This window comes from Frigoribacterium sp. PvP121 (assembly GCF_017833115.1).
Lineage (GTDB): Bacteria > Actinomycetota > Actinomycetes > Actinomycetales > Microbacteriaceae > Frigoribacterium > Frigoribacterium endophyticum.
In genome coordinates, this window is the sequence record NZ_JAFIBR010000001.1 from 469,065 (window position 1) to 495,210 (window position 26,146).

General features: G+C 74.6%; 18 protein-coding genes. 10 read left to right on the forward strand and 8 right to left on the reverse strand.

Annotated features, from left to right (window positions below):
- Positions 1 to 101: 101 nt before the first annotated feature.
- Entirely contained in the window at positions 102 to 584 is a 483-nt protein-coding gene (locus JOE43_RS02240) for a hypothetical protein (protein WP_056057729.1), read from the reverse strand.
- A gap of 154 nt (positions 585 to 738) precedes the next feature.
- Here JOE43_RS02240 and JOE43_RS02245 point away from each other — a divergent pair, with 154 nt between their 5' ends.
- From JOE43_RS02245 to JOE43_RS16085, 3 genes are all read left to right on the forward strand, one after another.
- The gene (locus tag JOE43_RS02245) at positions 739 to 1,758 is read left to right on the forward strand and encodes a Gfo/Idh/MocA family protein (RefSeq protein WP_209514299.1); all 1,020 of its coding nucleotides are present in this window, start codon (positions 739 to 741) and stop codon (positions 1,756 to 1,758) included.
- 132 nt (positions 1,759 to 1,890) lie between these two features.
- On the forward strand, positions 1,891 to 3,363 hold the full coding sequence (gene cls / locus JOE43_RS02250; protein ID WP_209514301.1) for a cardiolipin synthase: 1,473 nt from the start codon (positions 1,891 to 1,893) through the stop codon (positions 3,361 to 3,363).
- A 249-nt stretch (positions 3,364 to 3,612) separates the two neighbouring features.
- The gene (locus JOE43_RS16085) at positions 3,613 to 5,040 is read left to right on the forward strand and encodes an esterase family protein (protein WP_209514303.1); all 1,428 of its coding nucleotides are present in this window, start codon (positions 3,613 to 3,615) and stop codon (positions 5,038 to 5,040) included.
- Positions 5,041 to 5,065: 25 nt separating this feature from the next.
- On the opposite strand, the gene JOE43_RS02260 is transcribed toward JOE43_RS16085, so the two are convergent.
- Positions 5,066 to 5,731, reverse strand: coding sequence for a TetR/AcrR family transcriptional regulator (locus JOE43_RS02260; protein ID WP_209514305.1), 666 nt, complete (start codon positions 5,729 to 5,731; stop codon positions 5,066 to 5,068).
- Positions 5,732 to 5,809: 78 nt separating this feature from the next.
- Here JOE43_RS02260 and JOE43_RS02265 point away from each other — a divergent pair, with 78 nt between their 5' ends.
- From JOE43_RS02265 to JOE43_RS02275, 3 genes are all read left to right on the forward strand, one after another.
- Positions 5,810 to 7,435 (forward strand): NAD(P)/FAD-dependent oxidoreductase, encoded by a 1,626-nt coding sequence (locus JOE43_RS02265; protein ID WP_209514307.1) that lies wholly within the window; start codon positions 5,810 to 5,812, stop codon positions 7,433 to 7,435.
- A complete protein-coding gene (locus JOE43_RS02270; protein ID WP_209514309.1) occupies positions 7,432 to 8,367 on the forward strand; it encodes a 3-hydroxyacyl-CoA dehydrogenase in 936 nt (311 codons plus the stop codon). Before JOE43_RS02265 ends, JOE43_RS02270 begins: the two co-directional genes overlap by 4 nt.
- Before the next feature lie 127 nt (positions 8,368 to 8,494).
- Positions 8,495 to 9,406, forward strand: a complete 912-nt coding sequence (locus JOE43_RS02275) for an alpha/beta hydrolase fold domain-containing protein (protein WP_209514317.1) — start codon at positions 8,495 to 8,497, stop codon at positions 9,404 to 9,406.
- Positions 9,407 to 10,491: 1,085 nt separating this feature from the next.
- Here the strand turns inward: JOE43_RS02275 and JOE43_RS02280 are convergent.
- Positions 10,492 to 12,702 carry an NADP-dependent isocitrate dehydrogenase gene (locus JOE43_RS02280; RefSeq protein ID WP_209514319.1) on the reverse strand — a complete coding sequence of 737 codons (2,211 nt, stop codon included), beginning with the start codon at positions 12,700 to 12,702 and terminating at the stop codon, positions 10,492 to 10,494.
- A gap of 246 nt (positions 12,703 to 12,948) precedes the next feature.
- Complete coding sequence (locus tag JOE43_RS02285) at positions 12,949 to 18,312, reverse strand: S-layer family protein (protein WP_209514321.1); 5,364 nt, start codon at positions 18,310 to 18,312, stop codon at positions 12,949 to 12,951.
- 322 nt (positions 18,313 to 18,634) lie between these two features.
- Here JOE43_RS02285 and JOE43_RS02290 point away from each other — a divergent pair, with 322 nt between their 5' ends.
- On the forward strand, positions 18,635 to 19,108 hold the full coding sequence (locus JOE43_RS02290; RefSeq protein WP_156370141.1) for a MarR family winged helix-turn-helix transcriptional regulator: 474 nt from the start codon (positions 18,635 to 18,637) through the stop codon (positions 19,106 to 19,108).
- Between the two features lie 175 nt (positions 19,109 to 19,283).
- On the opposite strand, the gene JOE43_RS02295 is transcribed toward JOE43_RS02290, so the two are convergent.
- Positions 19,284 to 20,099 (reverse strand): alpha/beta hydrolase, encoded by an 816-nt coding sequence (locus JOE43_RS02295; RefSeq protein ID WP_307803199.1) that lies wholly within the window; start codon positions 20,097 to 20,099, stop codon positions 19,284 to 19,286.
- The gene (locus JOE43_RS15825; RefSeq protein ID WP_307803200.1) at positions 20,096 to 20,497 is read right to left on the reverse strand and encodes a MerR family transcriptional regulator; all 402 of its coding nucleotides are present in this window, start codon (positions 20,495 to 20,497) and stop codon (positions 20,096 to 20,098) included. The genes JOE43_RS02295 and JOE43_RS15825 overlap by 4 nt, the downstream gene beginning before the upstream one ends.
- A 157-nt stretch (positions 20,498 to 20,654) precedes the next feature.
- Here JOE43_RS15825 and JOE43_RS02305 point away from each other — a divergent pair, with 157 nt between their 5' ends.
- Positions 20,655 to 21,383, forward strand: coding sequence for an SDR family oxidoreductase (locus tag JOE43_RS02305; RefSeq protein WP_167260602.1), 729 nt, complete (start codon positions 20,655 to 20,657; stop codon positions 21,381 to 21,383).
- A 156-nt stretch (positions 21,384 to 21,539) separates the two neighbouring features.
- Here JOE43_RS02305 and JOE43_RS02310 read toward each other — a convergent pair whose 3' ends face one another.
- Both JOE43_RS02310 and JOE43_RS02315 read right to left on the reverse strand, forming a co-directional pair.
- Positions 21,540 to 23,261 carry an ATP-binding protein gene (locus JOE43_RS02310; protein ID WP_307803201.1) on the reverse strand — a complete coding sequence of 574 codons (1,722 nt, stop codon included), beginning with the start codon at positions 23,259 to 23,261 and terminating at the stop codon, positions 21,540 to 21,542.
- 43 nt (positions 23,262 to 23,304) lie between these two features.
- On the reverse strand, positions 23,305 to 23,772 hold the full coding sequence (locus JOE43_RS02315; protein WP_209514324.1) for a VOC family protein: 468 nt from the start codon (positions 23,770 to 23,772) through the stop codon (positions 23,305 to 23,307).
- Positions 23,773 to 23,876: 104 nt separating this feature from the next.
- Here JOE43_RS02315 and JOE43_RS02320 point away from each other — a divergent pair, with 104 nt between their 5' ends.
- Together JOE43_RS02320 and JOE43_RS02325 are read left to right on the forward strand one after the other, a co-directional pair.
- Entirely contained in the window at positions 23,877 to 24,908 is a 1,032-nt protein-coding gene (locus tag JOE43_RS02320; protein ID WP_209514326.1) for a YafY family protein, read from the forward strand.
- A gap of 24 nt (positions 24,909 to 24,932) precedes the next feature.
- On the forward strand, positions 24,933 to 26,114 hold the full coding sequence (locus JOE43_RS02325; protein WP_209514328.1) for an ATP-binding protein: 1,182 nt from the start codon (positions 24,933 to 24,935) through the stop codon (positions 26,112 to 26,114).
- The last annotated feature ends 32 nt before the right edge of the window (positions 26,115 to 26,146 follow it).

A 26,146-nucleotide genomic window follows, 5' to 3' on the forward strand; every position in this document is an offset into this window, starting at 1 on the left:
ACACGGTGACCCACCGCGGGAGGCGCGGTGCCCGGTCGACGGGCACCGCGCCTCCGGCGTGTGGTGGGGTGGTGCGCTCGGCCCACGCCGCCCGGAGCGGCTCAGCCCCGGCGGCGGCCGATCGCGACCGCGAGCGCCAGGACGGCGACCGTGACGCTGCCGCCGACGGCGAGGAGGACGCGCTCCTGACGGCGACCCGCGAGCGCGAGCCGGTTCGTCGCGTCGCGGAGGGAGTCGGCGGCCGTCTCGGTGACGTCGCGGCTCGCCTGCGTCACGTCGGCCACGATGCGCTCGGCGGCTGCGGCGAGGTCGCGGCCCTCCTCGGCGGCGTCGTGCAGCAGGCCGCGGGCGTGCTCGGCCGCGTCGCGCCCGGTGGCGGCGGCTCCGTCGACGAGGCGGGCGGCACGGTCGGCCGCGTCGCGCCCGGTCGCGGCGCTCTCGCGCACCTTCTCGCCCGCCTTCGCGGCGAGGTCGCGGAGGGCGGCACGGTCGTCGGGCGAGACGACGCCGCTCTCGTCGAGGGCCGACAACGCACGGCGCGCTGCGGCGCGGAGGGAGTCGCGGGGCCTGTCGGGTTCGCTCATGTCGTCGCCTCTCGTTCGCGGTGCTGAGGCCCCGACGCTACCCCGCGCACATCCGGATGCCCCTAGGTGGGCCTCGGCGAGCGCGGAGGGGCCAGGACGGGGCATCTCGACGCCGCCGGGGCGCGTCGCGCCGCGGCGGGGCCAGCATGGGGGCATGACCCTCACCTTCCCCTCCTCCTCCGCCGCAGCGCTGCGCGGAGGGCCCGCCCTGCGCTGGGGCGTCGTCGGCGCCGGCGAGATCGCCGGCGACTTCACCGACGCCCTGCACTCGCTCACCGACCAGCGCGTCGTGGCGATCGCATCCCGCAGCCAGGAGCGCGCCGACGCCTTCGCCCGCCGCCACGGCGTCGAGCGCGGCCACGACGACGCCGCCGCGATGGTCGCCTCCCCCGACGTCGACGTGGTCTACGTCGCCACCCCGCACACCCGGCACCGGCCCGACGCCCTGCTCGCGATCTCGGCCGGCAAGCCGGTGCTGATCGAGAAGCCGATGGCCGTCAGCACCGCCGAGGCCGACGAGATCGCCGCGGCGGCCCGGGCGGCGGGCGTCTTCGCCGCCGAGGCGCTGTGGACCCGCTACCTCCCCCACATGACCGTGATGGCCCGGCTGCTCGCCGACGGCGCGATCGGCGACGTGCGGCTCGCGACCGCCGAGGTCGCCTGGGCGAACGACCTCTCCGCGCCCGGCCGCATGACCGACCCGGCCCTCGGCGGCGGCGCCCTGCTCGACATCGGCGTGTACGCCGCGTGGTTCACGCAGTTCGCCGTCGGGCACCCGGTCGAGGTGCGCGCCTCGGGCACCACCCGCGCCGACGGGGTCGACCTGGAGGCCGCGATCGTCACCCGCAGCGACCGCGGGGTGCTGGCGACGGCGGCGACCAGCCTGCTGGCGACCTCGCCCGGGCAGGGGACGATCAGCGGCTCGGCCGGCTCGGTGCGGACGCTCGAGAACCTGGTCTTCCCCGCCTCCTTCGAGCTCGCGACCGACGAGGGCACCGCCGTCTGGAGCGACCCCGCCGTGCCGACCGGCCGCCGCGGGCTCGCCTACGAGGCCGCGGCGGTCGCGGGCTTCGTCGTGGAGGGCGTCACCGACTCGCCGCTGCACTCGCTCGCCGACGCGCGGTCGGTGCTCGCGACGATCGAGGCGGCCCGGGCGCAGCTGACGGTGGTCTGAGCGCAGTCGGGGGCGGCCTGCGCGCGGTCGGCGGTGGCCTGCGCGGGGCGGGCGTCCCTCCCCAGGGGCCCGTACCCCACAGGGGCGAGCCCCGGGGAGGCGCGGTCAGGCACCACCTGACAGGATCAGCCCATGAGATGGCGCTCCGTGCTGAAGGCACTCCCCACCGTGGTGCTCGTCGTCGACATCGTGATCCGCGTGGTGTCGGTGGCGGCCGTGCCGCGCAACCGCAAGCCGAGCTCGGCGATGGCGTGGCTGACCGCGATCTTCGTCGCGCCCATCCCGGGCAGCCTGCTCTTCGGGCTGATCGGCTCGTCGAAGCTGCCGCGCGACCGGCGTGAGAAGCAGCGCGAGATCAACCAGCGCATCCTCGACGGCACCGCCAGCCTCGACACGAAGGCCGCGACGGTCGAGACCGAGCCGCCGTGGTTCGGCAGCGTCGTCAAGCTGAACCGCACCCTCGGCTCGATGCCCCTCAGCCCGGGCAACACCGCCGAGCTGCTGCCCGACTACCGCGCGTCGATCGAGGCGATGACGGCCGCCGTCGACGAGGCCGAGCGCTACGTGCACGTCGAGTTCTACATCTTCACCCGCGACGAGACGACCTTCCCCTTCTTCGACGCGCTGAAGCGGGCCCACGACCGCGGCGTGCAGGTGCGGGTGCTCTACGACCACTGGGCGACGATCCGCAACCCGCAGGGCCGGGTCACGCGCCGGTGGCTGCGCGAGGCGGGGCTGAACTTCGAGGAGATGCTGCCGTTCCACCCGACCAAGGGCATGTGGCGGCGCCCCGACCTGCGCAACCACCGCAAGATCGTCGTCGTCGACGGCGACGTCGCCTTCACGGGCTCGCAGAACATGACCGACCCGAGCTACAACAAGCGCGGCAACATCAAGCGCGGCCTGCAGTGGAAGGACTTGATGGTGCGGCTCGACGGGCCCGGCGCCGTCGGCCTCAACGCGCTCTTCCTCACCGACTGGTACTCGGAGACCGACGAGCTGCCGGTCGTCGACGACCTCGAGGCCCCCGTCGAGCGCCGCACCGGCCCCGACGCGATCGAGTGCCAGGTCGTGCCGAGCGGGCCCGGGTTCGACGGCGAGAACAACCTGCGGCTGTTCAACGCGCTCGTCTACGGCGCGCAGGAGAAGCTCATCATCGCGAGCCCCTACTTCGTGCCCGACGACTCGATGCTCTACGCGATCACCACGGCCGCCGAGCGCGGCGTCGACGTGCAGCTGTTCGCCTGCGAGGTGGCCGACCAGTTCCTCGTCTACCACGCCCAGCGGTCGTACTACGAGACGCTGCTGCGCTCGGGCGTCCGGATCTTCCTCTACGAGAAGCCGATCGTGCTGCACTCGAAGCACTTCACCGTCGACGACGACGTCGCCGTCGTCGGCTCGAGCAACATGGACATGCGCTCGTTCAGCCTCAACTTCGAGGTCTCGCTGCTCGTGCGCGGCGCCCACTTCGTCGAGCGCCTGCGCGCGGTGGAGGACGACTACCGCTCGAAGTCGCGCGAGGTCGCCCTCGACGAGTGGCTGACGCGGCCGGCGGCGATCCAGGTCGTCGACAACGTCGCGAGGCTGACCGCGGCGGTGCAGTAGGCGGGGGCAGCAGGCGGGGAGGCGCGGGAGGCGCGGGCCGGGCAGGAGGCGCGGGCCGGGCGGGAGGTGCGGGCCGGGCGGGAGGTGCGGGCCGGGCGGGAGGTGCGGGCCGGGCGGGAGGTGCGGGCCGGGCGCCCTGCCGGCCCCGTCGGGCTGACGGCTGCGTCATGGGATCGCTCCCTAGGGTGTGCCCGCCCCGCGACCCGTCGATGCCCGACCCCCGGCGGGGCTCGCCAGGAAGGCCCCGCGGTGTCGTTCTCCCTCGTCTCCGTCCTCACCCTCGCGCCGGTGTACGCCCTGGCGCTCGCGCTGGCCGTGGTGCTCGTGCGCCCGCCGGGCGGCCGGGTCAGGAGGCGGGACGCGCGGACCGCGCGGGACTCGGCCGGGCTCCGACCGCGCCTCCGGACCCGGACGGGCCGCCTGCGCCCCCGCCCCCGCACCCGCACCCGCCCCCGGCGCTGGTGGACGGCGCTCGGCGTCGCCGCCGCGGTCGGCGCCGGCGTCGGCGCGCTGGTGTCGTGGTGGGTCGGCGACGTGCAGGCCGCCCTCGACGTGCCGCCGACCTGGGTCGACCGGGCCTGGGTCTCCGCCCTCGGGGCGGGCCTGGCCGTGGCGGTCGTCGCCGCCGTGCGCGGCGGGGCCGGGCGTCGCGTCGTGGCCGGCCTCGGCGTGGTCGTCTTCGCCCTCTCGGCCGGCCTCGCCGTCAACCGTGACGCCGGGCTGTTCCCGACCGTGGGGGCGCTGCTCGGGGTGTCGCACGTCGCGCCGCTCGCGCTGCCGCCCGCCCAGCACGGGGCGTCGGCGGGCGAGGCGACCACCGCCTCCGGCACCCTCCCGGCACAGTGGACCCCGCCCGCCGACCTGCCCCGGCACGGCCGGCTCGGCAGCGTGGTGATCCCCGCGACCGACTCGCACTTCCGGGCCCGGCCCGCCCTGGTGTGGCTGCCGCCGGCCGCGCTGGCCGCCGACCCGCCCGCGCTGCCGGTCGTCGTGGCGCTGTCGGGCCAGGGGCCGGGCGCCGCGCCCGAGAACCTCGTCGACGCAGGCCACCTCGACGACCAGCTCGACGCCCTGGCGGCCCAGCACGGCGGCCTCGCGCCGATCGTCGTGATGCCCGACCAGCTCGGCAGGCCGACCTCCAACCCGATGTGCGTCGACGGCGAGCTGGGCGACAGCGCGACCTGGCTCACCCGGGACGTGCCCGCCTGGGTCACGGCCCACCTCGACGTGCAGCGCTCCCCCGCCGCGTGGGCGATCGCGGGCTTCTCGCAGGGCGGCACCTGCTCGGTGCAGCTGGCGACCGGGCACCCCGACGTCTTCGGCTCGTTCGTCGACGTGAGCGGGCAGCTCGGCCCGCTGCTCGACGGCGGCGTCGACCGCACGATCGCCCGCGGCTTCGACGGCTCGCGCGCCGCGTACGACGCCGCCCAGCCGGTCGCGGTGATGCGGGCGCACGGGCGGTACGCCGACCTCGGCGGCTTCTTCGCGGTGGGGGCCGACGACTCGCGCTACGGGCCCGTGCAGCCCGTCGTCTCGGCGGCGGCGCAGGCGGCGGGCATCGACGTGACCCGTCTCACGGTGCCCGGCAGCGGGCACGACTGGCACACCGCCTCCGTGGGTCTCGCTGCCGGCCTGCGCTGGCTCTGGCCGCGCCTCGGACTGGGCGCCGCGCACTGACGCACCCCGTGAGGAGGGCCGGCGCTCAGCGGGCAGCCGCGGCAGCGCTGCCGTAGATGCTGCTCAGCCAGACGTGCAGCAGGGTGTCGACGGGGTCGACGGCAGCCCCGGGCAGGCTGGGCTCGGTGAGCGCCGCCATGATCACCCGCTCGTTGAGCAGGTTGAGGCTGGTCGCGAGCACGCGCGGCTCGGGCCCGGCGACGGCGGCGCCGCGGGCGCGCTCGGCCTCGATCGCGCGGGCCGTCTCGTCGATCCAGCCCTGCAGCAGCCGCGACCACTGCGCGACGATCTCGGCGTCGGTGCCGCGCGCGCCGACCACGGCGGCGACGACGCCGGGGTGCGCCGCGAACGTCTCGAAGAAGGCCGAGATCGCGCGCCGCCAGGTCGCCGCGGGGTCGCCGGCGAGCCCGACGAACACCTCGGCCGAGCGCCGCGACGCCTCGTGCGCGACCCGGTCGAGGAGGGCCAGCAGCACGCTGCGCTTCGACGCGAAGTAGAAGTAGAACGTCGGTCGCGAGATGCCCGCCCCGCGGGCGAGGTCGTCGATCGTCAGGGCCGAGAAGTCCTTCTCGCCGAGGAGGCGGTCGGCCGTCGTGAGGATCGCCTGCTCGCGCTCGTCGCCCGACACCCGGGTCGCCCGCCGACCCCGGCCCCCGGGAGTCGCGGCGACGGCGTCGAGGTCACGGGACATGCGCTGATGGTACCGTCCCGCAGCGCTCGGCGGACACACCGTCGACACTCTCGACACTGTGTCGATACAGTGGGGCCCATGACCGATGAGACGACGACGTCCGCCCCGGCGAGCTCCGCGGCCGGCGCTGGCGGCGCGACCGACCCCGTCGAGCACCTCGACGTCGTGGTCGTCGGGGCCGGCCTCTCCGGCGTCGGAGCCGCCGCCCGGCTGCGCGCGGCGTTCCCCGGCCGGAGCATCGCCGTGCTCGAGGCCCGAGCCGTCAGCGGCGGCACGTGGGACCTCTTCCGCTACCCGGGCGTCCGCTCCGACAGCGACATGGCGACCCTCGGCTACTCGTTCCGACCCTGGGTCGACGAGCGGTCGATCGCGCCGGGCGCGGCGATCCTGCAGTACGTGCGCGACACGGCGGCCGAGACCGGCGTCGAGCAGCTCGTGCGGTACCGGCACCGCGTCGTCGGCGCCGACTGGTCGTCCGACGACGACCGCTGGACCCTGCGGATCGAGACGGGCGCCGCCGGCGCCACCACGACCACCACCCTCACGACCTCGTTCCTCTTCCTCGCCTCGGGCTACTACCGCTACGACCGGGGCCACCGCCCCGAGCTGCCCGGCGAGGCCGCCTACGAGGGCGAGTTCGTGCACCCGCAGCAGTGGCCCGAGGGCCTCGACACCGCCGGCCGCGACGTCGTCGTGATCGGCAGCGGCGCGACGGCGATGACCCTCGTGCCGGCGCTCGCGGCCGGGGGTGCCCGGGTGACCATGCTGCAGCGCTCGCCCACCTGGGTCGCGGCGCTGCCGAGCCGCGACCGTCGTCTGCTGCCGCGGGCGCGACGCATCGGGCTCCGCGCCTCCGCCCGGGTCTCGCGCTGGCGGAGCATCGCGACCGGCCTCGTCACGTACCGCTTCAGCCGGCGGGCGCCGGAGCGCACCGGGCGCCTCCTCCGCGAGCGCGTCGCCGCCCGCCTGCCGGAGGGCTTCGACGTCGACCGCCACTTCGTGCCGCGCTACGACCCGTGGGACGAGCGGCTCTGCGTCGTGCCCGACGGCGACCTGTTCCGGGCGATCCGCGAGGGGTCGGCCCGGGTCGTCACCGACACCATCGCGGGCTTCACGCCCCGGGGCGTGCAGCTGACCTCGGGCGAGGAGCTGCCCGCCGACGTCGTCGTGACCGCGACCGGCCTCACGCTGCAGCTGTTCGGCGGGGTCCGGATGACCGTCGACGGCCGCGAGGTCGACCCCGCCGAGCACGTGACCTACAAGGGCGCGATGCTCGACGGCGTGCCCAACATGGCCTTCGCCATCGGCTACACGAACGCGTCGTGGACCCTCAAGATCGACCTCGTCGTCGCGTTCGTCGAGCGGGTGCTGCGATCGATGGAGTCGCGGGGCGAGTCGCGCGTCGTGCCCACCGCCCCGACCGGGTCGCGCGGCCTCGGCGAGCTCACGCCCCTCATCGACCTGCGCTCCGGCTACGTCGCGCGCGGCGTGCACCTCATGCCGAGGCAGGGCGAGCGGACGCCGTGGCGGCTGCACCAGGACTACCTGCGCGACCTCGTGCTGTTCCGGCTCGGCCGCGTGCGCGGCGACGGGCTGACGTTCGGCTCGGCGCGCGGGCGGACGCCCGGGCCCGCGCCGGCTCCCGCCCCGATGACCACTGCCCCGACCACCACCCGACCGACCCGACCGAAGGACCGACCATGACCTCTCCCCTCGACCCGGCCACCGCCTCCCACAGTTCTGACGCCGCCTCCGCCTCCGCGACCCCGCTCTCGCGCGTGACCGTGCTCGGCACGGGCGTGCTGGGCGCGCAGATCGCCTTCCAGGCGGCGTACACCGGCAGCGACGTCGTCGCGTACGACATCGGCGACGAGCAGATGGCCGTCGCGCGGGCCCGGTTCGACGGCCTCGCCGCGACGTACCTGACGCCGCAGGGGCTGCGCGGCGCCACGGAGCAGACCACGCAGGAGGCGCTCCGTCGCGTTGCCTTCAGCACCGACCTGGCCGAGGCCGTCGCCGACGCCGACCTCGTGGTCGAGGCCGTGCCGGAGAGCCTCGAGCTCAAACGCGACCTCTACGCCCGGCTCGCGCCGCTGCTGCCCGAGCGCACCGTGCTCGCGACGAACTCGTCGACGCTGCTGCCGAGCGACCTCGTCGACGCGACCGGGCGGCCCGAGAAGTTCCTCGCGCTGCACTTCGCCAACCTCATCTGGGTCAACAACACCGCCGAGGTGATGGGCACGCCGGCCACCTCGCCCGCGGTGTTCCGCGCCGTCGTCGAGTTCGCCCGCGGCATGGGCATGGTGCCGATCGAGCTGAAGAAGGAGCAGCCCGGCTACGTGCTCAACTCGCTGCTCGTGCCGCTGCTGAACGCGGCCTCGGCGCTGCTCGTGAAGGGCGTCGCCGACCCCGAGACCGTCGACACGACCTGGCGCATCGGCACGGGGGCGCCGTTCGGGCCGTTCCAGATCATGGACGTCGTGGGGCTGCGCACCGTGCACGCGGTCTCGGTCGCCGGCGGGCCGGAGGGGCGAGCGTTCGCCGAGATGATCCAGCGCGACTACCTCGACCGCGGCGCCACCGGGCGCGAGAGCGGCGAGGGCTTCTACAGCTACCCGGCGCCGTCGGCCGAGTAGCGTCCGCGTCGTGGAGCTGAGTCGCGTGCTGTCGTCCGTCCGTCGTCGTGCCGCCGGGCGGGGGGCGGGGTCTCGCGGTGCCGGGGGCGGTGCCGGGTCTCGACCCGCGACTCCCCCAGGCCGCCCGGTGCACGAGCCGCTCGCCACGCGGCTGGTGCTGCCGCGGGCGCTGGCTCCCGTCTTCCTGCGGCTGACGCGGGCGAACCGCACCTTCACGACCGAGGCCGGGGCCCGGCGGCGGATCCGTGAGCGGTCACTGCGGCCCGCGCCCTACGGGCCGCCCGCGACCCTGCGCTCGGACGTGCGCGTCGACGTCGAGCAGCGCGGCGGCTGGCCGGTCTACCAGGTCTCCCGCCGCGACGGGGCCTCCGCCGGCACCGTCGTCTACGCCCACGGCGGCGGCTGGGTCGGCGAGATCGTGTCGCAGCACTGGCACCTCGCCGCCCAGGTCGCGGCCGAGGCCGGCACGACCGTGCTGCTGCCGATCTACCCGCTCGTGCCCTTCGGCACCGCCGAGGAGGCGCGGGTCGGCATCACCGACCTGGTCACGTCGGCCGCGGGCCCGGTGGTGCTCGCGGGGGACTCCGCGGGCGGTCAGATCGCCCTCTCCGCGGCGCAGTCGCTGCGCGACCAGGGCGTCGACGTGGCGCACGTGCTGATGATCTCGCCGGCGCTCGACCTCACGTGGAGCAACCCGCGCATCCCCCTCGTGCAGCCGACCGACCCCTGGCTCGGCACGCCCGGCGGGCGCGTGCTCGCGGAGCACTGGCGCGGTTCGCTCGACCTGCTCGACCCCGTCGTGAGCCCGCTGGCCGGCGAGCTCGCGGGGCTGCCGCCCCTGACGGTGTTCACCGGGACGCGCGACGTGCTCAACCCCGACGCCCACCTGCTGCGGACGCGGGCGGCCGCGGCGGGCGTCGCGCTCGACTGGCGCGAGGGGGTCGGCGAGCTGCACGTGTTCCCGCTGCTGCCGACGCGGGCCGGGCGCGCGGCGCGGACGCACATCGTGCGCACGCTGCGCGCGGCGCTGCGCGGCTGAGCGCGCCGCCGCGCGGCGCGCGGCGCGCCGCGCGCCGCGCAGCTCGCTCGAGGTGACCCGATCTGGGCCCCCACCCGCCCGCAGGGCCCACGACGAGTCGTCTCGATGAGGGGCCACCCACCCTCGCGTCAGTTGCCACTTTGGGGGCCCCACGACGTCGCTCAGCCCCCCAAAACGGCAACTCACGAGCAGACCCCGATCGAGGTGACCCGATCTGGGCCCCCACCCGCCCGCAGGGCCCACGACGAGTCGTCTCGATGAGGGCCCGGCGCTGCGCGCCGACCACACCCCCACGAGGCCAGCCATCTCTGGTGAGTTGCCACCTTGGGGGCCCCACGACGCCGCTCAACCCCTCAAAACGGCAACTCACGAGCGGGCACCGATCGAGATGACCCGATCTGGGCCCCAGCCCGCCCGCAGGGCCCACGACGAGTCGTCTCGATGAGGGCCCGGCGCTGCGCGCCGACCACTCCCCCACGAGACCACCCGCGTCGTCAGTTGCCGGTTTGGGGGCCCCACGACGTCGCTCAGCCCCCCAAAACGGCAACTCACGAGCGGGCACCGATCGAGGTGACCCGATCTGGGCCCCCACCCGCCCGCAGGGCCCACGAAGAGTCATCTCGATGAGGGCCCGGCGCTGCGCGCCGACCACACCCCCCACGAGGCCAGCCGTCTCTGGTGAGTTGCCACTTTGGGGGCCCCACAGAGCCGAACGACCCCTCAAAGTGGCAACTCACGAGCCGACACCGATCGAGGTGACCCGATCTGGGTCCCCACCTGCCCGCAGGGCCCACGAAGAGTCGTCTCGATGAGGGGCCCGGCGCTGCGCGCCGACCACACCCTCCACGAGGCCAGCCGTCTCTGGTGAGTTGCCGGTTTGGGGGCCCCACAGAGCCGAACGACCCCTCAAAGTGGCAACTCACGAGCCGACACCGATCAAGGTGACCCGATCTGGGTCCCCACCCGCCCGCAGGGCCCACGAAGAGTCACCTCGACGAGCACTCCCACGACGACGAAACGCCCCGCACACGGACCCCGCCGAAGCGGGGCCCGCGTGCGCGGCTCGCGCAGCCCGCAGCGCGCAGCTACAGCGTCGCGAGCGCCGCGTTGAACGCCGCCGACGGGCGCATCACGGCCGCCGTCTTCTCGGGGTCGGGGTGGAAGTACCCGCCGATGTCGACCGCCGTGCCCTGGGGCGCGATGAGCTCGTCGACGATCGTCTGCTCCTGCTCGCCGAGCGAGGCGGCGAGGGCGGCGAACGCCTCCGCCAGCTCCGTGTCGACGGTCTGCGCGGCCAGCTCGTCGGCCCAGTACTTGGCCAGGTAGAAGTGGCTGCCCCGGTTGTCGATCGAGCCGAGCTTGCGACCGGGCGACTTGTTCTCGGCGAGGAAGGTGCCGGTCGCGCGGTCGAGCGTGTCGGCGAGGATCTGCGCCCGCGGGTTGTCGGTCACCGTCGCGAGGTGCTCGAAGCTGACCGCGAGGGCGAGGAACTCGCCGAGGCTGTCCCAGCGGAGGTAGTCCTGGTCGACGAGCTGCTGCACGTGCTTCGGTGCCGAGCCGCCGGCGCCCGTCTCGAACAGGCCACCGCCGTTGATCAGCGGCACGACCGACAGCATCTTGGCCGAGGTGCCGAGCTCCATGATCGGGAAGAGGTCGGTGAGGTAGTCGCGCAGCACGTTGCCGGTCACCGAGATGGTGTCGGCGCCGCGACGGATGCGCTCGAGCGAGAACGCCATGGCCTCGACCGGCGACAGCACCTCGATCTGCAGCCCCTCGGTGTCGAGCTCGGCCAGGTACGAGCGCACGAGGCCGATCAGCGTGGCGTCGTGGGCGCGGCTCTCGTCGAGCCAGAAGACGGCGGGGGTCGCGCTGGCACGGGCACGGGTCACGGCGAGCTTCACCCAGTCGCGGATCGCGACGTCCTTCGTCTGGCAGGCCCGCCAGATGTCGCCCTCGGCGACCTCGTGCTCGATCAGCGACTCGCCAGCGGCGTCCACCACGCGGATCGTGCCCTCGGCCGGGGCCTGGAAGGTCTTGTCGTGCGAGCCGTACTCCTCCGCCGCCATGGCCATCAGGCCGACGTTCGGCACGGTGCCCATGGTCGCGGGGTCGAACGCGCCGTGGGCGCGGCAGTCGTCGAGCACGGCCTGGTAGATGCCGGCGTAGCTCGAGTCGGGGATCACCGCGAGGGTGTCGTGCTCGGCGCCGTCGGGCCCCCACATGTGGCCCGAGCTGCGGATCATCGCCGGCATCGAGGCGTCGACGATGACGTCGCTCGGCACGTGCAGGTTCGTGATGCCCTTGTCGGAGTCGACCATCGCGAGGTCGGGGCCGGAGGCGATGCCGGCCTCGAACGCCGCCCTGATCTCGGCGCCCTGGGGGAGGCGGTCGAGACCCTGCAGGATCGCGTTCAGCCCGTCGGCGGGGTCGAGCCCGGCGTCGGCCAGCGCCTCGCCGTGCTGCTCGAAGACGTCGGGGAAGAAGGCGCGGATGACGTGGCCGAAGATCAGCGGGTCCGAGACCTTCATCATCGTGGCCTTGAGGTGCACGGAGAACAGGACGCCCTCGGCCTCGGCCCGGGCGATCTGCGCGGCGAGGAACTCGCGGAGCGCGGCGACGTGCAGCACCGTGCCGTCGACGACCTCGCCCGCGAGAACGGGGATCGACTGACGGAGCACCCGCGTGCTGCCGTCGGCGCCGACGAACTCGATGGTGAGGGTGTCGTCGGCGGGCATGACGACCGACTTCTCGTTGCTGCGGAAGTCGTCGACGCCCATGGTGGCGACGTTCGTCGCCGAGTCGCTGCTCCACTCGCCCATGCGGTGCGGGTGGTTGCGCGCGTACTGCTTGACGCTCGCCGGGGCACGGCGGTCGGAGTTGCCCTGGCGCAGCACGGGGTTGACGGCGCTGCCCTTGACCTTGTCGTAGCGGGCCCGCGCCTCCTTCTCGGCGTCGGTCGAGGGGTCGTCGGGGTAGTCGGGCAGGTCGTAGCCCTGCGCCTGCAGCTCGCGCACGGCGGCCTTGATCTGCGGGATCGAGGCCGAGATGTTCGGCAGCTTGATGATGTTCGCCTCGGGCGTCGTCGCCAGGGCGCCGAGCTCGGCGAGCGCGTCGTCGACGCGCTGCGCCTCGGTGAGCCGCTCGGGGAACTGGCTGATGATGCGGCCGGCGAGCGAGATGTCGCGGGTCTCGACGTCGACCCCCGCGGTGCTCGCGTACGCCTCGATGACGGGAAGGAACGAGTAGGTCGCCAGCATCGGCGCCTCGTCGGTGAGCGTGTAGATGATCTTGGCCATGCCGCTGGTACTCCCTCGTGTGGCTCTGCGTTCGTGGGGCCCACGCTACTCGCGCAGGTCTCTCGACATGAAGATACAGGCGACGACCGACGGGCCGCGCCCGTCGCACGACGGAGGGAGCGCCGTGCGGCCGACCCGGACGGCGGAGGGAGCGCCGTGCGGCCGACCCGGACGACGGAGGCGCGGTGCACGTCGACCGCACACCGCGCCTCCCTGCACCGCGCCTCCCGCGGCGGCGGACCCCGCCTACCGGAGCCCGCGCACCGGCCCCGTCACCGGCCGGCGACGGCGGCCGAACAGCACCAGCCCGAGCCCGGCGAGCATCACCAGCAGCGCGACGCCGAGGTCGGCGGCCACGTGGCCCGCCCCCGTGAACGCCAGGCCGAGGACGGCCGGGAAGCGCAGCGTGATCAGGCCCTCGAGGGTCTCGGCCGAGGTGTCGGCGACCCGGTAGGCGATCGACGCGACGCCGGTGAACCCGTCGACCGGGGTGAACCGGACGCCGTCGGCGCCGACCGTCCAGGTGCCCTGGCCGGGCACCGTGACCGTGCTGCCCGCGACGCCGGTGGCCGGGTCGACGAGCACGAGCGTGCCGCGGTCGAGGGTCTGGCCGCCGCTCGCGACGTCGTTGGCGAGCGGGTCGATCGTGACCGGGCGGCCCGGCGTGGCGAGCTGCGTGTCGTCGGCGGCGACCGCGGCGCTGCGCACGGCGACGGTGACCGTCGCCGTGCTCGTGGCGCCGTCGGCCGACGTCACGAGGTACGTGAACGAGTCGGTGCCGGTGAAGCCCTCGGCGGGCTTGTAGGTCCACGAGCCGTCGGCCGAGACCGTGGCGGCGCCGTGGGCCGGCTGCGTCGCGATCGACGCGACCAGGCCGGTGCCGAGGTCGTTCGCGAGCAGGCCCGCGTCGGCCGGGACGCGCAGGGCGCGGCCCGCGACGGTGCTCGCCGCGTCGTCGACGGCGACCGGGTCGGTCACGATCGTGAGCGTGCTGCTCGCCGGCAGCCCCTCGGCGTCGACGACGTCGTAGGTCACCTCGTCGCTGCCCGACCAGCCCGCCGCCGGCGTGTAGACGACGGCGCCGTCCGAGCCGATCGACAGGGTGCCGTGTGCTGCGGCGCCGTGGCCGACGACGACCAGCTCGCGGCCGAGGTCGTTGCCGAGCACCGCGGGCGCGGCGACCGTGAGCGTGGTGCCCGCGGCGACGTGCGCCCGGTCGGCGGCCGCGGTCGGCGTGACGGTCACGGTCACGAGCCCGGTGGTGACGCTGCCGCGGTCGTCGGTGGCCGTGTAGGTGAAGGTGTCGGTGCCCGAGAACCCGGCGGCGGGCTCGTACGTGTACGACCCGTCGGCGGCGAGCGCCACCGTGCCGTGGCCCGGCTCGACGTCGAGGCGGGCGGTGAGGCCCGTGCCGGCGTCGTTCGCGAGCACGCCCTGGGCGGCGGCGACCTCGAGGCGTCCGCCGGCGACGACCGTCGCGGCGTCGGGCGTCGCGGTGGGGCCGACGAGCACGGTCACGACGGAGTCGGCGGTCAGGCCGTCGGCGTCGGTCACCGTGTAGTCGAAGGTCGCGGCGCCCGAGGTGCCGGGGGCCGGCACGAAGCGCACCGAGCCGTCGGGCAGCAGCGTGGCCGTGCCCGACGAGGGCGTGCCGACCCGGGTCACGGCGAGGCGCGAGCCGCGGTCGTTGCCGGTCAGCTGGGCGGCGCGCAGCACGAGCGGGGTGCCGGCGGGGGTGCTGGCGGAGTCGACCGTCGCGACGGGCGAGACGGTGACGGTGACGGTCGACTCGCGCTCCTGGCCCGAGTCGTCGGCCACCCGGTAGCTGAACGTGTCGACGCCCGAGAACCCGGCGTCGGGCACGTAGGTGACCCAGCCGTCGGTCGTCGACGTGGCGGTGCCGTGCGCCGGGGCTGAGACCGAGAGCAGGCGCAGGCCACGGCCGCGGACGTCGCCCATCAGGCTGAACACGGTCTGCTGGCCCGAGACGGTGCGGCGCGCGTCGGGCGACGCGGTCGGCGTGACGGTGACCGAGACGGTCGTGCTGCTGGTCTGCCCGGCGGCGTCGACGATCGTGTAGCCGAAGGTCTCGACGCCCGAGAAGCCGTCGGCCGGCGTGTAGACGACCCGGCCGTCGGTGCCGAGGCGCGTGGTGCCGCCCTGGTCGCCGGCGGTGACGGACTGGACTCGCAGCGCCTTCCCGTGGTCGTTCGCCAGGAGGTCGGCGATCGTCAGGGCGGTGTCGGCGGGGGTGCTCCGCACGTCGGCGACGGCGGTCGGCACGACGGTGACGGTGACGACGGCGTCGGCCGTGCGTCCGGCCGCGTCGGTCGCGGTGTACCCGAAGGAGTCGGTGCCCGAGAAGCCGGTGGCGGGCACGTACGTGACCTGGCCGGCCCGGTCGACCGACGCCGCGCCTCCCGCGGTGGTCGACCCGACGGCGGTGACGACGAGGGCCTTCCCGTGGTCGTCGGCGACGAGGTCGGTGAGCGACAGCGCCGTGTCGGCCGGCGTGCTGCGGGCGTCGTCGGCGGCGGTCGGGCGGATCGTCATGATGACGACCGACGAGACGACCTGGCCGGAGGCGTCGGTCGCCGTGTACCCGAAGGTCTCGGTTCCCGAGAAGCCGGGCGCTCCGGTGTGGGTGACGCGGCCGCGCTGGTCGACGGAGGTCGTGCCGCCCTGGTCGCCCGCGGTGACGGAGGTCACGACGAGGCGCTGGCCGCGGTCGTTGGCCGTGACGTCGACGAGGGTCGTCGCGGTCTCGGCCGGCACCTCGTAGGCGTCGGGCGCGGCGCGGGGCGTGACCGTGAGGGTGACGGTCGCGGTGCTCTCCTGCCCGTCGACGTCGGTGACGGTGTAGTCGAACTGCTCGGTGCCCGAGAAGCCGACGGCGGGGGTCACGACGACGGCGCCCGAGGCGTCGAGGGCCACGTCGACCCGGCCGCCCGTGCTGGCGGTGACCGCCGTGACGGTCAGGTCGCTGCCGCGGTCGTTCGCGAGCAGGTCGGCGAGCGTCGTCGCGGCCCCGGTCGGGACGCTGCGGGCGTCGTCGACGGCGGCCGGGGCGACGGTCATCGTCACGGTCGCGGAGCTCGTGCGCCCCGCGGCGTCGGTGACCGTGTACCCGAAGGTCTCGGCCCCGCTGAAGCGGGCGGCGGGGGTGTACGTGACGGTGCCGTCCTGCTCGAGGCGCACCGCGCCTCCTGCACTGCCCGCCGTGACGGCGGTGACGGTGAGGCCGCGACCGAGGTCGTTCGCCCGGAGGTCGGGCAGCGTGGTCGACTCGCCCGGCGTCGCCGTCGCGCGGTCGTCGCGGGCCTGGGGCGTGACGGTGACCGTGACGGTCGCGGTCGAGGTGCGGCCCGAGGCGTCCTTCGCCGTGTAGGTGAAGGTCTCGGTGCCCGAGAAGTCGTCGCGGCTCGTGTAGGTGACCGAGCCGTCGCGACCCAGCTCGACCTTCCCCCCGGCCGAGCCCTGGCTCACGCCGGTGACGGTCACGTCGGTGCCCACGTCGTTGCCGGCGAGGTCGGTGAAGGTGGTCGGCGTGCCCGCGACGACGGTCTTCGCGTCGGCGGCGGCGGCCGGGTCGACCGTGACGGTCAGCGTCGCGGATCGCTCGGTGCCCGAGGCGTCGCGGACGGTGTACGTCACCACGATCGTGCCCCCCGAGGAGGCGGTGGCCGGGTCGAGCACGACGCCCCCGTCGCGGTCGACGGAGACCTTCCCGCCGCCGGAGACGACCTTCGCGCCGACGACCGTGAGGCCCGTGCCGAGGTCGTTGGCCAGCAGGTCGGTGAAGGTGGTGGTCTGGCCGGCGGGGGCGCTGCGCGTGTCGTCGCCGGGGGTCGGGGCGACCGTCAGCGAGACCGTGGCGGTCGAGCGCACGCCGGCGGCGTCGGCGACCGTGTAGGTGATGCTCGCGGGGCCGGAGGTGCCGGGCTCGGGCGAGTAGACGAGGTCGCCGCCCGGGGCGACGGTGACGCTGCCGCCGCCGGAGACGACGGTGGCGTCGACGATCGTGAGGCCCGAGCCGGCGTCGTTGCCGAGCAGGTCGGCGGCCGGGACGGTGGTCGAGCTGCCGCTCGGCTGCGCGGGCACGGTGGCGTCGTCGTCGACGGCGCGCGGGGCCACGGTGACGGTGACGGTCGCCGTGGAGGAGGCGCCGCTCGCGTCGGTGACCGTGTAGGTGAAGGTCTCGGTGCCCGAGAAGCCGCGGTCGGCGGTGTAGCCGACGGTGCCGTCGGCGCGCAGCTCGACGACGCCGCGGGCGCTGCCCTGGGTGACGCCGGTGATCTTCAGGCCGGTGCCCGCGTCGTTCGCGCGCAGGTCGGTGAAGGTGGTGGCGACTCCGGAGACGGCCTCCTCGGCGTCGTCCTTCGCCGCGGCCGCGAGCACGTTGACGAAGGAGCAGGTGACCTCGGAGGAGGCCTCGCTCTTCGACGTCGGCTGGGTGTACGTGGCCTTGGTGCCCGTGCCCTCCGAGACGACCGTGCTGCCGTCGGCGCAGGTGTAGCTCGTGGCGTAGTCGGCGGGGAGCGTCGTCGAGTTGCCGGGCTTCTGCTCGACCGTGTACTGCGTGCCGCCGACCGCGAGGATCGGGCCCGCCGTGGCGGTGTCGGAGCCGGGCGCCGTCGTCGCGGTCGCGCTGGGGCTGCCGGCGGGGATGCCGCCGCCGGTGAGCGTGACGCCGAACTGGTCGGACGGCTTGGCGCGGTCGACGATCGTCGTGCTGGCCGAGGTCGTGTTGGGGTAGTTGCAGGTCGCGAGGTCGACGGTCGCGAAGCCGGGCAGCACCGTCTCCTTGATCGTCGCGCCGGAGGCCGGGTCGACCTCGGTCAGCGTCGTCTGCGGGGCCTGGGCCGTGCCGGTGCTGCGGGAGAGGAAGAGCGTGCCGTCGTGCGAGAACGCGATGCCGTTGTAGGCCGCGTTGGCGCCGCCGAGGGTCGCGATGTTCGTGGTCGGGATCGGCGTGTCGCCCGAGGTCGTCGGCACGGGCACGTCGGCGCGCTGCACGAGCGCGTTCGAGACGACGAACATGGTGCCGCTGCGGCTGAAGGCGAGGTCGCCGTTGCCCGTGGTGGTGTTGCCCGTGATGCCGATGGTGCCGACGCGGCCGAGGGCGACGCCGGGCTCGGGGGGCTTCGGCGGCACGTAGGCGCTGAGCTGCGGCTGCGCCTGGGCGGCCGCGTAGTAATAGCTGCCGCTCTGCGGGTTCACGCCGCCGCGGATGATGTTGAGGTTCGCCGCCTCCGGCCGGGTGGTCGGCGTCGAGGTCTCGCCCTCGCGGTCGTAGGTGATGATCTGCGGCACGCCGTTCGAGACGCCCGTGGCGTAGGCGCGGAGCCCGCCCGCGCCGATGCCGAGGCCGTTCGTCGCGCCGGTGAGCGTCGCGACCGAGGCGACGGTGCCCGTGGCCAGGTCGACCGAGCGGACCTGCCCGGTGTTCGTGATCGAGTACACGGTGTTCTGGTCGCAGGCGAGCGGGCTGGCGGCGAGCGCGGGGGCCGCAGGCGTGACGGTGGTGAGCACGCCCGCCGCGAGCAGGGCGGTGAGCCCGACGGCGACGGTGCGGCGCCCGAGCGAGCGGGCAGACAGGGAGGAGGGCATGGTGGGGGCCTTCAGGTGGGGTGAGCGCGGGTCAGGAGGCGCGGTGCGGGTGGGAGGGAGCCGATCCGGTCGCGCAGGTGGTGCTGTCGGGGGGTCGGGCTGCACGGTCGGGTCGCAGGGGTGTCGGGCGCCCTGCGGTCGGGCTCAGGTTATTGACAGGGAGGGGTCCCCCACATGCCCCACAACGGGCATCCCCCGCTCGGGTGCCACGGCACGAGCTGTCCTCTCGGCGCACCCTCGGCAGGGCGACTCGACCCGACGGCCGGTCTGTGGTCCACTGGTGGCCGACGCGCCGACGGAGGGCGCGAGCAGGGAGACGACCGTGACCGACGACCTCCTGCCGCCGACCCCCGCCAACCACCCCGACTCGATCAAGAAGCTCGCGGCCACGCTGCGACGGCTCGACGAGGCCCACCGGCGCTACCGGGTGCACGCCGCGAAGGTGGTCGGCATGGCCCCGACCGACCTCTCGGCCCTGCTCGTGGTGAGCGAGAACCCCGGCATCACCCCCGGCGCCCTCGCGAAGGAGCTCGTGCTCAGCACCGGCACCGTGACCGCCGTCGTCGACCGCCTCGAGGCGTCCGGCCGCGTGGCCCGGGTGGCCCACCCGGGCGACCGGCGCAGCCTCCACCTGCAGCTCACCGAGCAGGGCACGCAGATCGCCTCCGCGCTCGACGAGGCCTACTGGTACGTGCTGTCGACCACCGGCACCGACGAGACCATCGCGGGGGCGCTGCCCCAGCTCGACGGCATCACCGAGGCGCTCGACGCCGTCGCGAGCGAGGCCGTGGGCTGAACTGGCCTCGGGGGCGCGGGTGACGCTCGACGTGCGCCGCGCCTCCTCGGCGTCGCCTCGTCGTCATCGAGGTGCCCCTTCCTGGGCCCTCCCGGCTCGGCAGGCCCCAGATCGAGTCACTTCGACCTGCACGACGGGGGACACCGAGGAGGCGCGGGGCGCGCCGCGTGCCGACTCAGGGCGCGACGAAGGGGGCGAGCGCCGCGATCCAGGCGTCGTGAGCGTCGAGGTGCGCGTCGTGCGAGCCCCCGACGAGGTCGACCCTGGTCACGGCCCGGCCGTGGGCGACGAAGGCATCCTGCTGCTCGGCGGTGAACATGCCGCCCTCCGCCCACACGACGAGCGTGGGCGCCGTGACGCTCTCCCACTCCGCCCAGCGCGGCACCCCGACCGCCTCGATGGTGGTCTGGAGCACGTCGGCGTCGAAGCGGGGGCGCAGCCCGTCGGGCCCCTCCTCGAGGTCGTCGACCCACGCCCGCTCGAGCGGCCCGTCGCCGAGCGCGGCGAGCGCGGCCGCCCGGTCGGCGAACGGGACCGCCCACGACCGGAAGAAGTCGCCGAGGGCTCGGTGCGACTCCGGCGTCCCTCCGCCCTGGTCGCCCTCGAGCAGCACCAGCCGTCGCACGAGGTCGGGGCGTGACGCCGCGACGAGCATCGCCGTGTGGGCGCCCATCGACTGGCCCACGAGGTCGACCGGGCCGGTGGCCTCCGCCTCGACGACGCTGACGACGTCGGCCACGAAGGCCCGCCGCGAGAGGTCGACGGGGCGCCGCGTGCTGCGTCCGTGCCCGCGCTGGTCGACGAGCACCACGCGGCGCCCGACGAGCGCCCGAGCGGTCGGCAGCAGCTCGCGGCCACTGCCGGCGAGGCCGTGCAGGAGCACGACGGTCGGCTCGGCGCCCTCCTGCACCGCGTACGCGACGCGGGTGCCGTCGACGGCCGTCACGGCCGCCTCCCGCAGCTCGCCGGGCTCCGCGGAGGCGGTGGTCACGCCGCCGAGGCGACGGTGGCGGGGCCGCCGTCACGGAGCGCGGGGCAGTGCTCGGGCGTCGGGTGCAGCGAGACGTCGATGACGCGGTCGAGCTGGGCACGGGCGGCGGTGAGCTCGGCGATGCTCGCCGTGATGCGGTCGCGCTCGCGACGGAGCAGCGCGAGCGACTCGTGGGTGGCGACGCCCGCGTCGACGCAGGGCAGCAGCTCGACGATGGTGCGGCTCGCCAGGCCAGCGGCGAAGAGCTGCTGGATGAGCTGCACCCGCTCGACCGCGGCCTCGTCGTAGACGCGCTGGCCGCTGCCGGTGCGGTCGGCGGGCAGCAGCCCCTGTTCTTCGTAGTAGCGCAGGGCGCGGGGGCTGACCCCGGCGCGGGCAGCGACGTCTCCGATGCGCACGAGCGCTCCTCCCGGTGGGGCGTCGGGCGGGTGCTCGGCGCGGGTCTGGTGGTCGATCTGGGGCAGGACTTGCCCTTGACGTCTACGTGAGGTCCTAGCGTAGCCGCGCAGGCCCGGACGCACCGCCCGGCCGCCCCGAGAAGGAAGAACGAACACCATGGACATCACCGACCAGGTCGCCCTCGTCACCGGCGCCAACCGCGGCATCGGCCGCCGCTTCGTCGACGAGCTGCTCGCCCGCGGGGCCCGGAAGGTCTACGCGACCGCCCGTCGCGTCGACTCCCCCGAGGCCCTCGAGCTGGCCGCCCTCGACCGCGTCGAGGTGCTCGCCGTCGACATCACCGACCACGCGTCGGTCGTCGCCGCCGCCCGCGTCGCCACCGACGTCACGCTGCTGGTCAACAACGCCGGCATCGCGACCTCGACGCCGCTCGTCACGGGCGACCTCGCCGAGCTGCGGCGGGAGATGGACACGCACTACTGGGGCACGCTCGACGTGATCCGCGAGTTCGCACCGGCCCTCGCCGCGAACGGCGGCGGGGCGATCGTGAACGTGCTCAGCGCGCTGTCGTGGTTCGCGTACCCCGGCAACGGCGGCTACGGGGCCGCGAAGGCCGCCGAGTGGAACATGACCAACGGCGTCCGCCAGGACCTCGCCGCCCAGGGCACCCTCGTGCAGGGCGTCCACCTCGGCGCCGCCGACACCGACATCATGGCCGGCTACGACGGCCCCATGATCGACCCGGCGGACGTGCCCCGCGCCTCCTTCGACGGCCTCGCCGCCGGGGCCATCGAGGTCGTCGTCGACGACTGGAGCGCGATGGTCAAGGCCTCGCTCGCCCACGACCCCGCGCTGCTCTACGCGCAGATCAGCCCCGCGAGCTGAGGGCGGGCGGGCCGCTCGCGGGCAGGGAAGGGCGGGGCCGGACCCGGCGGGTCCGTGCCCTCGCGGGCTGCCCGGGGCCCGGGGTGCGGCGGGTCCCCGTCCTCGTGGGCGGGTCGGCGGCGACCCGCCCAGGAGGACACCGACCCGCCGCACCGCTCAGACGCCCCGGCGGGGGCCGGCCTGCCCGGGCTCGTCCGGCTCGCCGTCGGACCCGGCCCCGTCCGGCTCGCCGTCGCCGTCGCCGGGCTCCTCGTCCCAGACGATGCTGAGCGAGCTGCCCATCGCGGCCGAGCCGCTCGTCGACCACATCCCCTTCGTCATGACGACGTCCCCGCCGTGGTCGTGCTCGTGGTGCTCGTCGAAGCCGCCGTCGCCGAACCCGCCGGTCCCGTCGCCGTCGAAGCCGCCGTCGCCGTCGTCGCCGAAGCCGCCGCCGTCGAAGCCGCCGCCGTCGAACCCGTCGCCGTCGTCGCCGGCGCCCTCCTCCCCCGCGCCGCCCGCACCGCGCCCGCCGAGCAGCAGGCGGGTCAGCGCCTCGCCCGACGAGAGCAGCGTCTCGAGCGCCGCCGCGAGGTCGTCGTCGTCGGGCACCGTGCCGCGGAGGGCGGCACCGAGCACGCTGCGGCGCATCAGCTCCTTGGCGAAGGAGCCCGTGGTGCCTTCGGCCTGGTCGGCGGCCGCGTCGAGCGCCCCGTCGGTGAAGGGCAGCGCGGCCGCGTAGCGCCGGAAGAGACGGCGGCGCGCCTCGAGCCCCGGCAGCGGGATCTCGACCCCGAGGTCGACCCGGCCGGGCCGCGCGGCGAGGGCCCGCTCGAGCACCTGCACCCGGTTGGTCGTCATGACGAACGCCACGTCGGCGTCGCCGTCGAGCCCGTCCAGGGCGTCGAGCACCTCGAAGAGCAGGGGCTGGGGGCTGTAGCTGCGCTCCATCGCGACCAGGTCGATGTCCTCGAGCACGACGAGCGAGGGCTGGAAGGTGCGCGCGACCTCCGCCGCGGCCCGGACGAACTGGATGCTCGACCCGGTCAGCAGCACCGTCGTGACGCCCGGCGTCCGCGAGAGCAGGTGCCGCACGGTCAGCGTCTTGCCCGTGCCGGGAGGGCCGTAGAGCAGCAGCCCGCGCTTGAGGTGCTGCCCGGCCGCGAGCAGCTCGTCGCGGTGCTCGCCGATGCCGACCACGTGGTCGACGACGGCCTCGAGCACGCCCTCCTCGAGCACCACGTCGTCGGCGGAGACGGAGGGGCGGGGCAGGAAGGCGGCACCCGCCTCCTGCCCGTACTCGGTCGCGGTGAACGAGAGCACGTGGCCGCGCAGCACGCTGTGCTCGACCATGAGGGCCCTGAGGCGGTCGAGGAAAACAGGCACGGCCGACTCGTCGGCGGCGAGCACGTCGAGGCTCGCCGACGAGCGCCCGAACTGCGGCGCGGCGTCGCGCTGCAGGACGACGAAGGGCACCCCGTCGACCTGCAGGAGGCGCACCCCGAACGCGACGACCCGACGACTCGTGTCGGGCCCCGTGGCCCGGCTCGCGTACGAGACCGGCCCGGCCGCGAAGGGGGTGTGCGGGTTCGCGATCAGCTCGCTGACCGACGAGTGGAAGCGCTGCTCGCCGCCGCTGACGCCGACCACGCGACCGGCGGCCGGAGCGTCGAGGCCCGCGAGCACCTCGAGCGCGATGTCGGCGTCGACCAGCCGGTGCGGCGCGACCTCCTCGGTGATCGTCGCGAGGGTGGTCGCGTCGACCCCGAGGTGGTCGGTCATCAGGTCGCCGAGCGGGGTGCGCCGCCTCGCGTGCTCGGAGCTGGAGAGCTCCTCGACCCGGCGCAGGTAACGGGCGACGGCCCTCATCAGCTCGTGGTCGGTCTCGTCCAGCGGCACGGCGCCTCCTCAGCTCGCGCGGCGACCTGCCGCTCGCCAGACGCTAGCGGTGCGCGGCCTGCACGTCGACGACCCAGGTCACGCCGAAGCGGTCGGTGAGCATGCCGAAGCCGGGGCTCCAGGCCGACGCGGCGAGGGGCTCGACCACGTCGGCGCCCTCGGCGAGACGGTGCCAGAGGGCCACGACCTCCTCCAGCGTCTCGCCCTGGAGCGACTGGAAGAAGGTGCGGTCGGTGACGGTCGTGCCGTCGACGCGGCGGGTGGTGCCCGCGACGGCGGCGGTGTCGGTCGTGTCGAGCCCGGGCACGTCGTAGGCGAGCAGCCGGAACCCGTCGGCCGCGTCGACCCGGCCGAAGACGACCTTGTCGGCGCCCGGCAGGTCGCGGGGCATGCCGAAGTCGCCGTACGTGGCGGCCGCGGTCACCTCGCCGTCGAAGACCGAGGCGTAGAAGTCGAGGGCGGCCCGGGCCGTGCCGGGGAGGTTGAGGTGGGTGGTCGTGGTGATGGTCATGGAAGGGTCCTCCCGGTCGTGGTGGTGCGCGGCGACCTGCCGCACGCTCACCGTCCCGCACGATGCGGACAGTTACGGTCCGCTCCTCACGGCAGACTCGGGGCATGGTCGGGAACTCGTCGCGCATCCTGTCGCTCCTCTCGCTGCTGCAGACGCGGCGCGACTGGCCGGGGCCGCTGCTCGCCGACCGGCTCGGGGTCACCGCGCGCACCGTCCGGCGCGACGTCGACCGGCTCCGCGAGCTCGGCTACTCCGTCGTCGCCACGCGCGGGCCCGAGGGCGGCTACCGCCTCGCCCCCGGCACCGACCTGCCGCCGCTCCTCTTCGACGACGAGCAGGCGGTCGCGATCGCGGTCGCCCTGCAGGGCGTGACGGCGAGCGGCGTCGACCTCGACGAGGCCGCCGCGCGCGCGCTCGCGACGGTGCGGCAGGTGATGCCGTCGCGTCTGCGGCACCGGGTCGACGGGATCCGCTTCACCGCGCCTCCCCCCGTCGACCCGGTCGACCCGGCCGTGCTCGAGCTCGTCAGCGCCGCGACGCGGGACGCTCGGGTGCTGCGGTTCCGCTACGACCGGGTCGCGGTGCCCGGGGCCGACGCGACGACGGGCGACGAGACGGCCAGCCGGTCAGCCGGCGCCCTGCCCGCCCCGCCCCGCCGGGTCGAGCCGCACGGCGTCGTGCTGCGCGGCGGGCGCTGGTACCTGCTCGCCTGGGACCTCGACCGCGACGACTGGCGCGTCTTCCGCCTCGACCGCGTGCACCCCCGGAGCCCGGGAGGCGCCCCCTTCGCCCGCAGACCACTGCCGGGCCCCGACGCGGCCGCGGTCGTCGCCGCGCGCGCCAAGGGCTCGGCCGACGCCGACCGCTGGCCCTGCGAGGGCGTCGTCGACCTCGAGCTGCCGCCCCGCGAGGTCGCCCCCTGGGTCGCGGACGGCCTGCTGGAGGCGCGGGGCGAGCACCGCAGCCGCCTCACGATCGGCTCGTGGTCGTGGGCGGGGGTGCTCGCCGCGGCGCTGCGCTTCGACGCGCCGTTCACGGTGGTGGGCCCGCCGGAGCTGCGGTCGGCGGCCCAGGTCGCGGCGGCGCGGCTGACGACGTCGATCCGCGCCGGCCGTGAGCGAGTCCGAATAGAATAAAATGAATACGATTCGGAGGGCACGATGACCGAGACTCCGCCCAGCCCCTTCACCCCGGGGTACGGCAAGAAGCCTGCCATCTTCGGCGGGCACAGGGAAGAGCTCGCGGAGCTTCGAGCTGTCTTCTCGACCCTCGACTTCGGAGAGAACCACTCCGTCCTGGTGTCAGGCCTCCGAGGGGCCGGCAAGACCTCCTTCTTGACGACCCTCCAGGACGACGCTCGGAGCGCTGGCTGGGTCGTCATCAGTGACGACGCGAGCGCGGGCCTCATGGGGCGCGTCATGGACTCCACCATCCCTACTCTCATCAACGACATGGCCCCGGCTCGTCGTGCTCGCCTGACCTCGCTCGGGATCTGGCAGTTCAGCGCAGACATCGAGTACGTCGACCGAGACCGCACCGTGAAGCCTCAGCTCCGCACCGATCTCGTCGCACTGTCGTCAGCCGTCGGTCACGAGGGAGGCATCCTCATCACCATCGACGAGGTCTCCTCGGGCAAGGTCCGTCTGCGGGAACTGAGCCGATTCGCCTTGCAGGTATCACACGCACTCGAGGACGGGGCGCAGATCATGGTCGTCTTCGCGGGGGTGAAGGTCAGCCTCGACGCACTCTTGGCCGAGGAACACACCACGTTCCTCCGTCGCTCCCGTGAAGTCGGCTTCGAGCGACTGTCCGCACCGGAGACCCGTCGTGTCTTCGTGGAGACCGCCGGGCTGGGGGGTCGAGGCATCGACGAGGACGCGCTGGGAAGGCTGGTCTCCCTCTCTCAGGGCTATCCGTACCTCGTCCAGCTGGCGGGCGACTACGCCTGGCGCAACGATCCCGGTACCGCGACCATCACCCTCGCCGATGCCACCGTCGCTCATGACAGGGCCATCAGGGCTGTCGAGAGCCGGGTCATCAGCCGGGTGTACGGAGACCTCTCCGACGTCGACCAGAAGTTCCTCGACGCGATGGCGGCCGACGACGACCGGACGAAGGTCGCTGACATCGTCCGGCGGATGGACGTCTCTGATGCGTACGTCCAGGTGTACAAGAAGCGACTGATCGAGAGCGGGTACGTCCGCCCGGTGGGCCACGGCTACGTCCAGTTCTCGCTGCCGTATCTCGGTGCCTACATCCGTCGACAGCTGGCCGCTGAGTCTCGTGACGGCGGCGTAGGAGGCGGCTGGGACGCCTACCCGGCACCAGACCTGCCGTCGTGAGCGAGCACCTGATGGATCAGGGCCGACGGGTC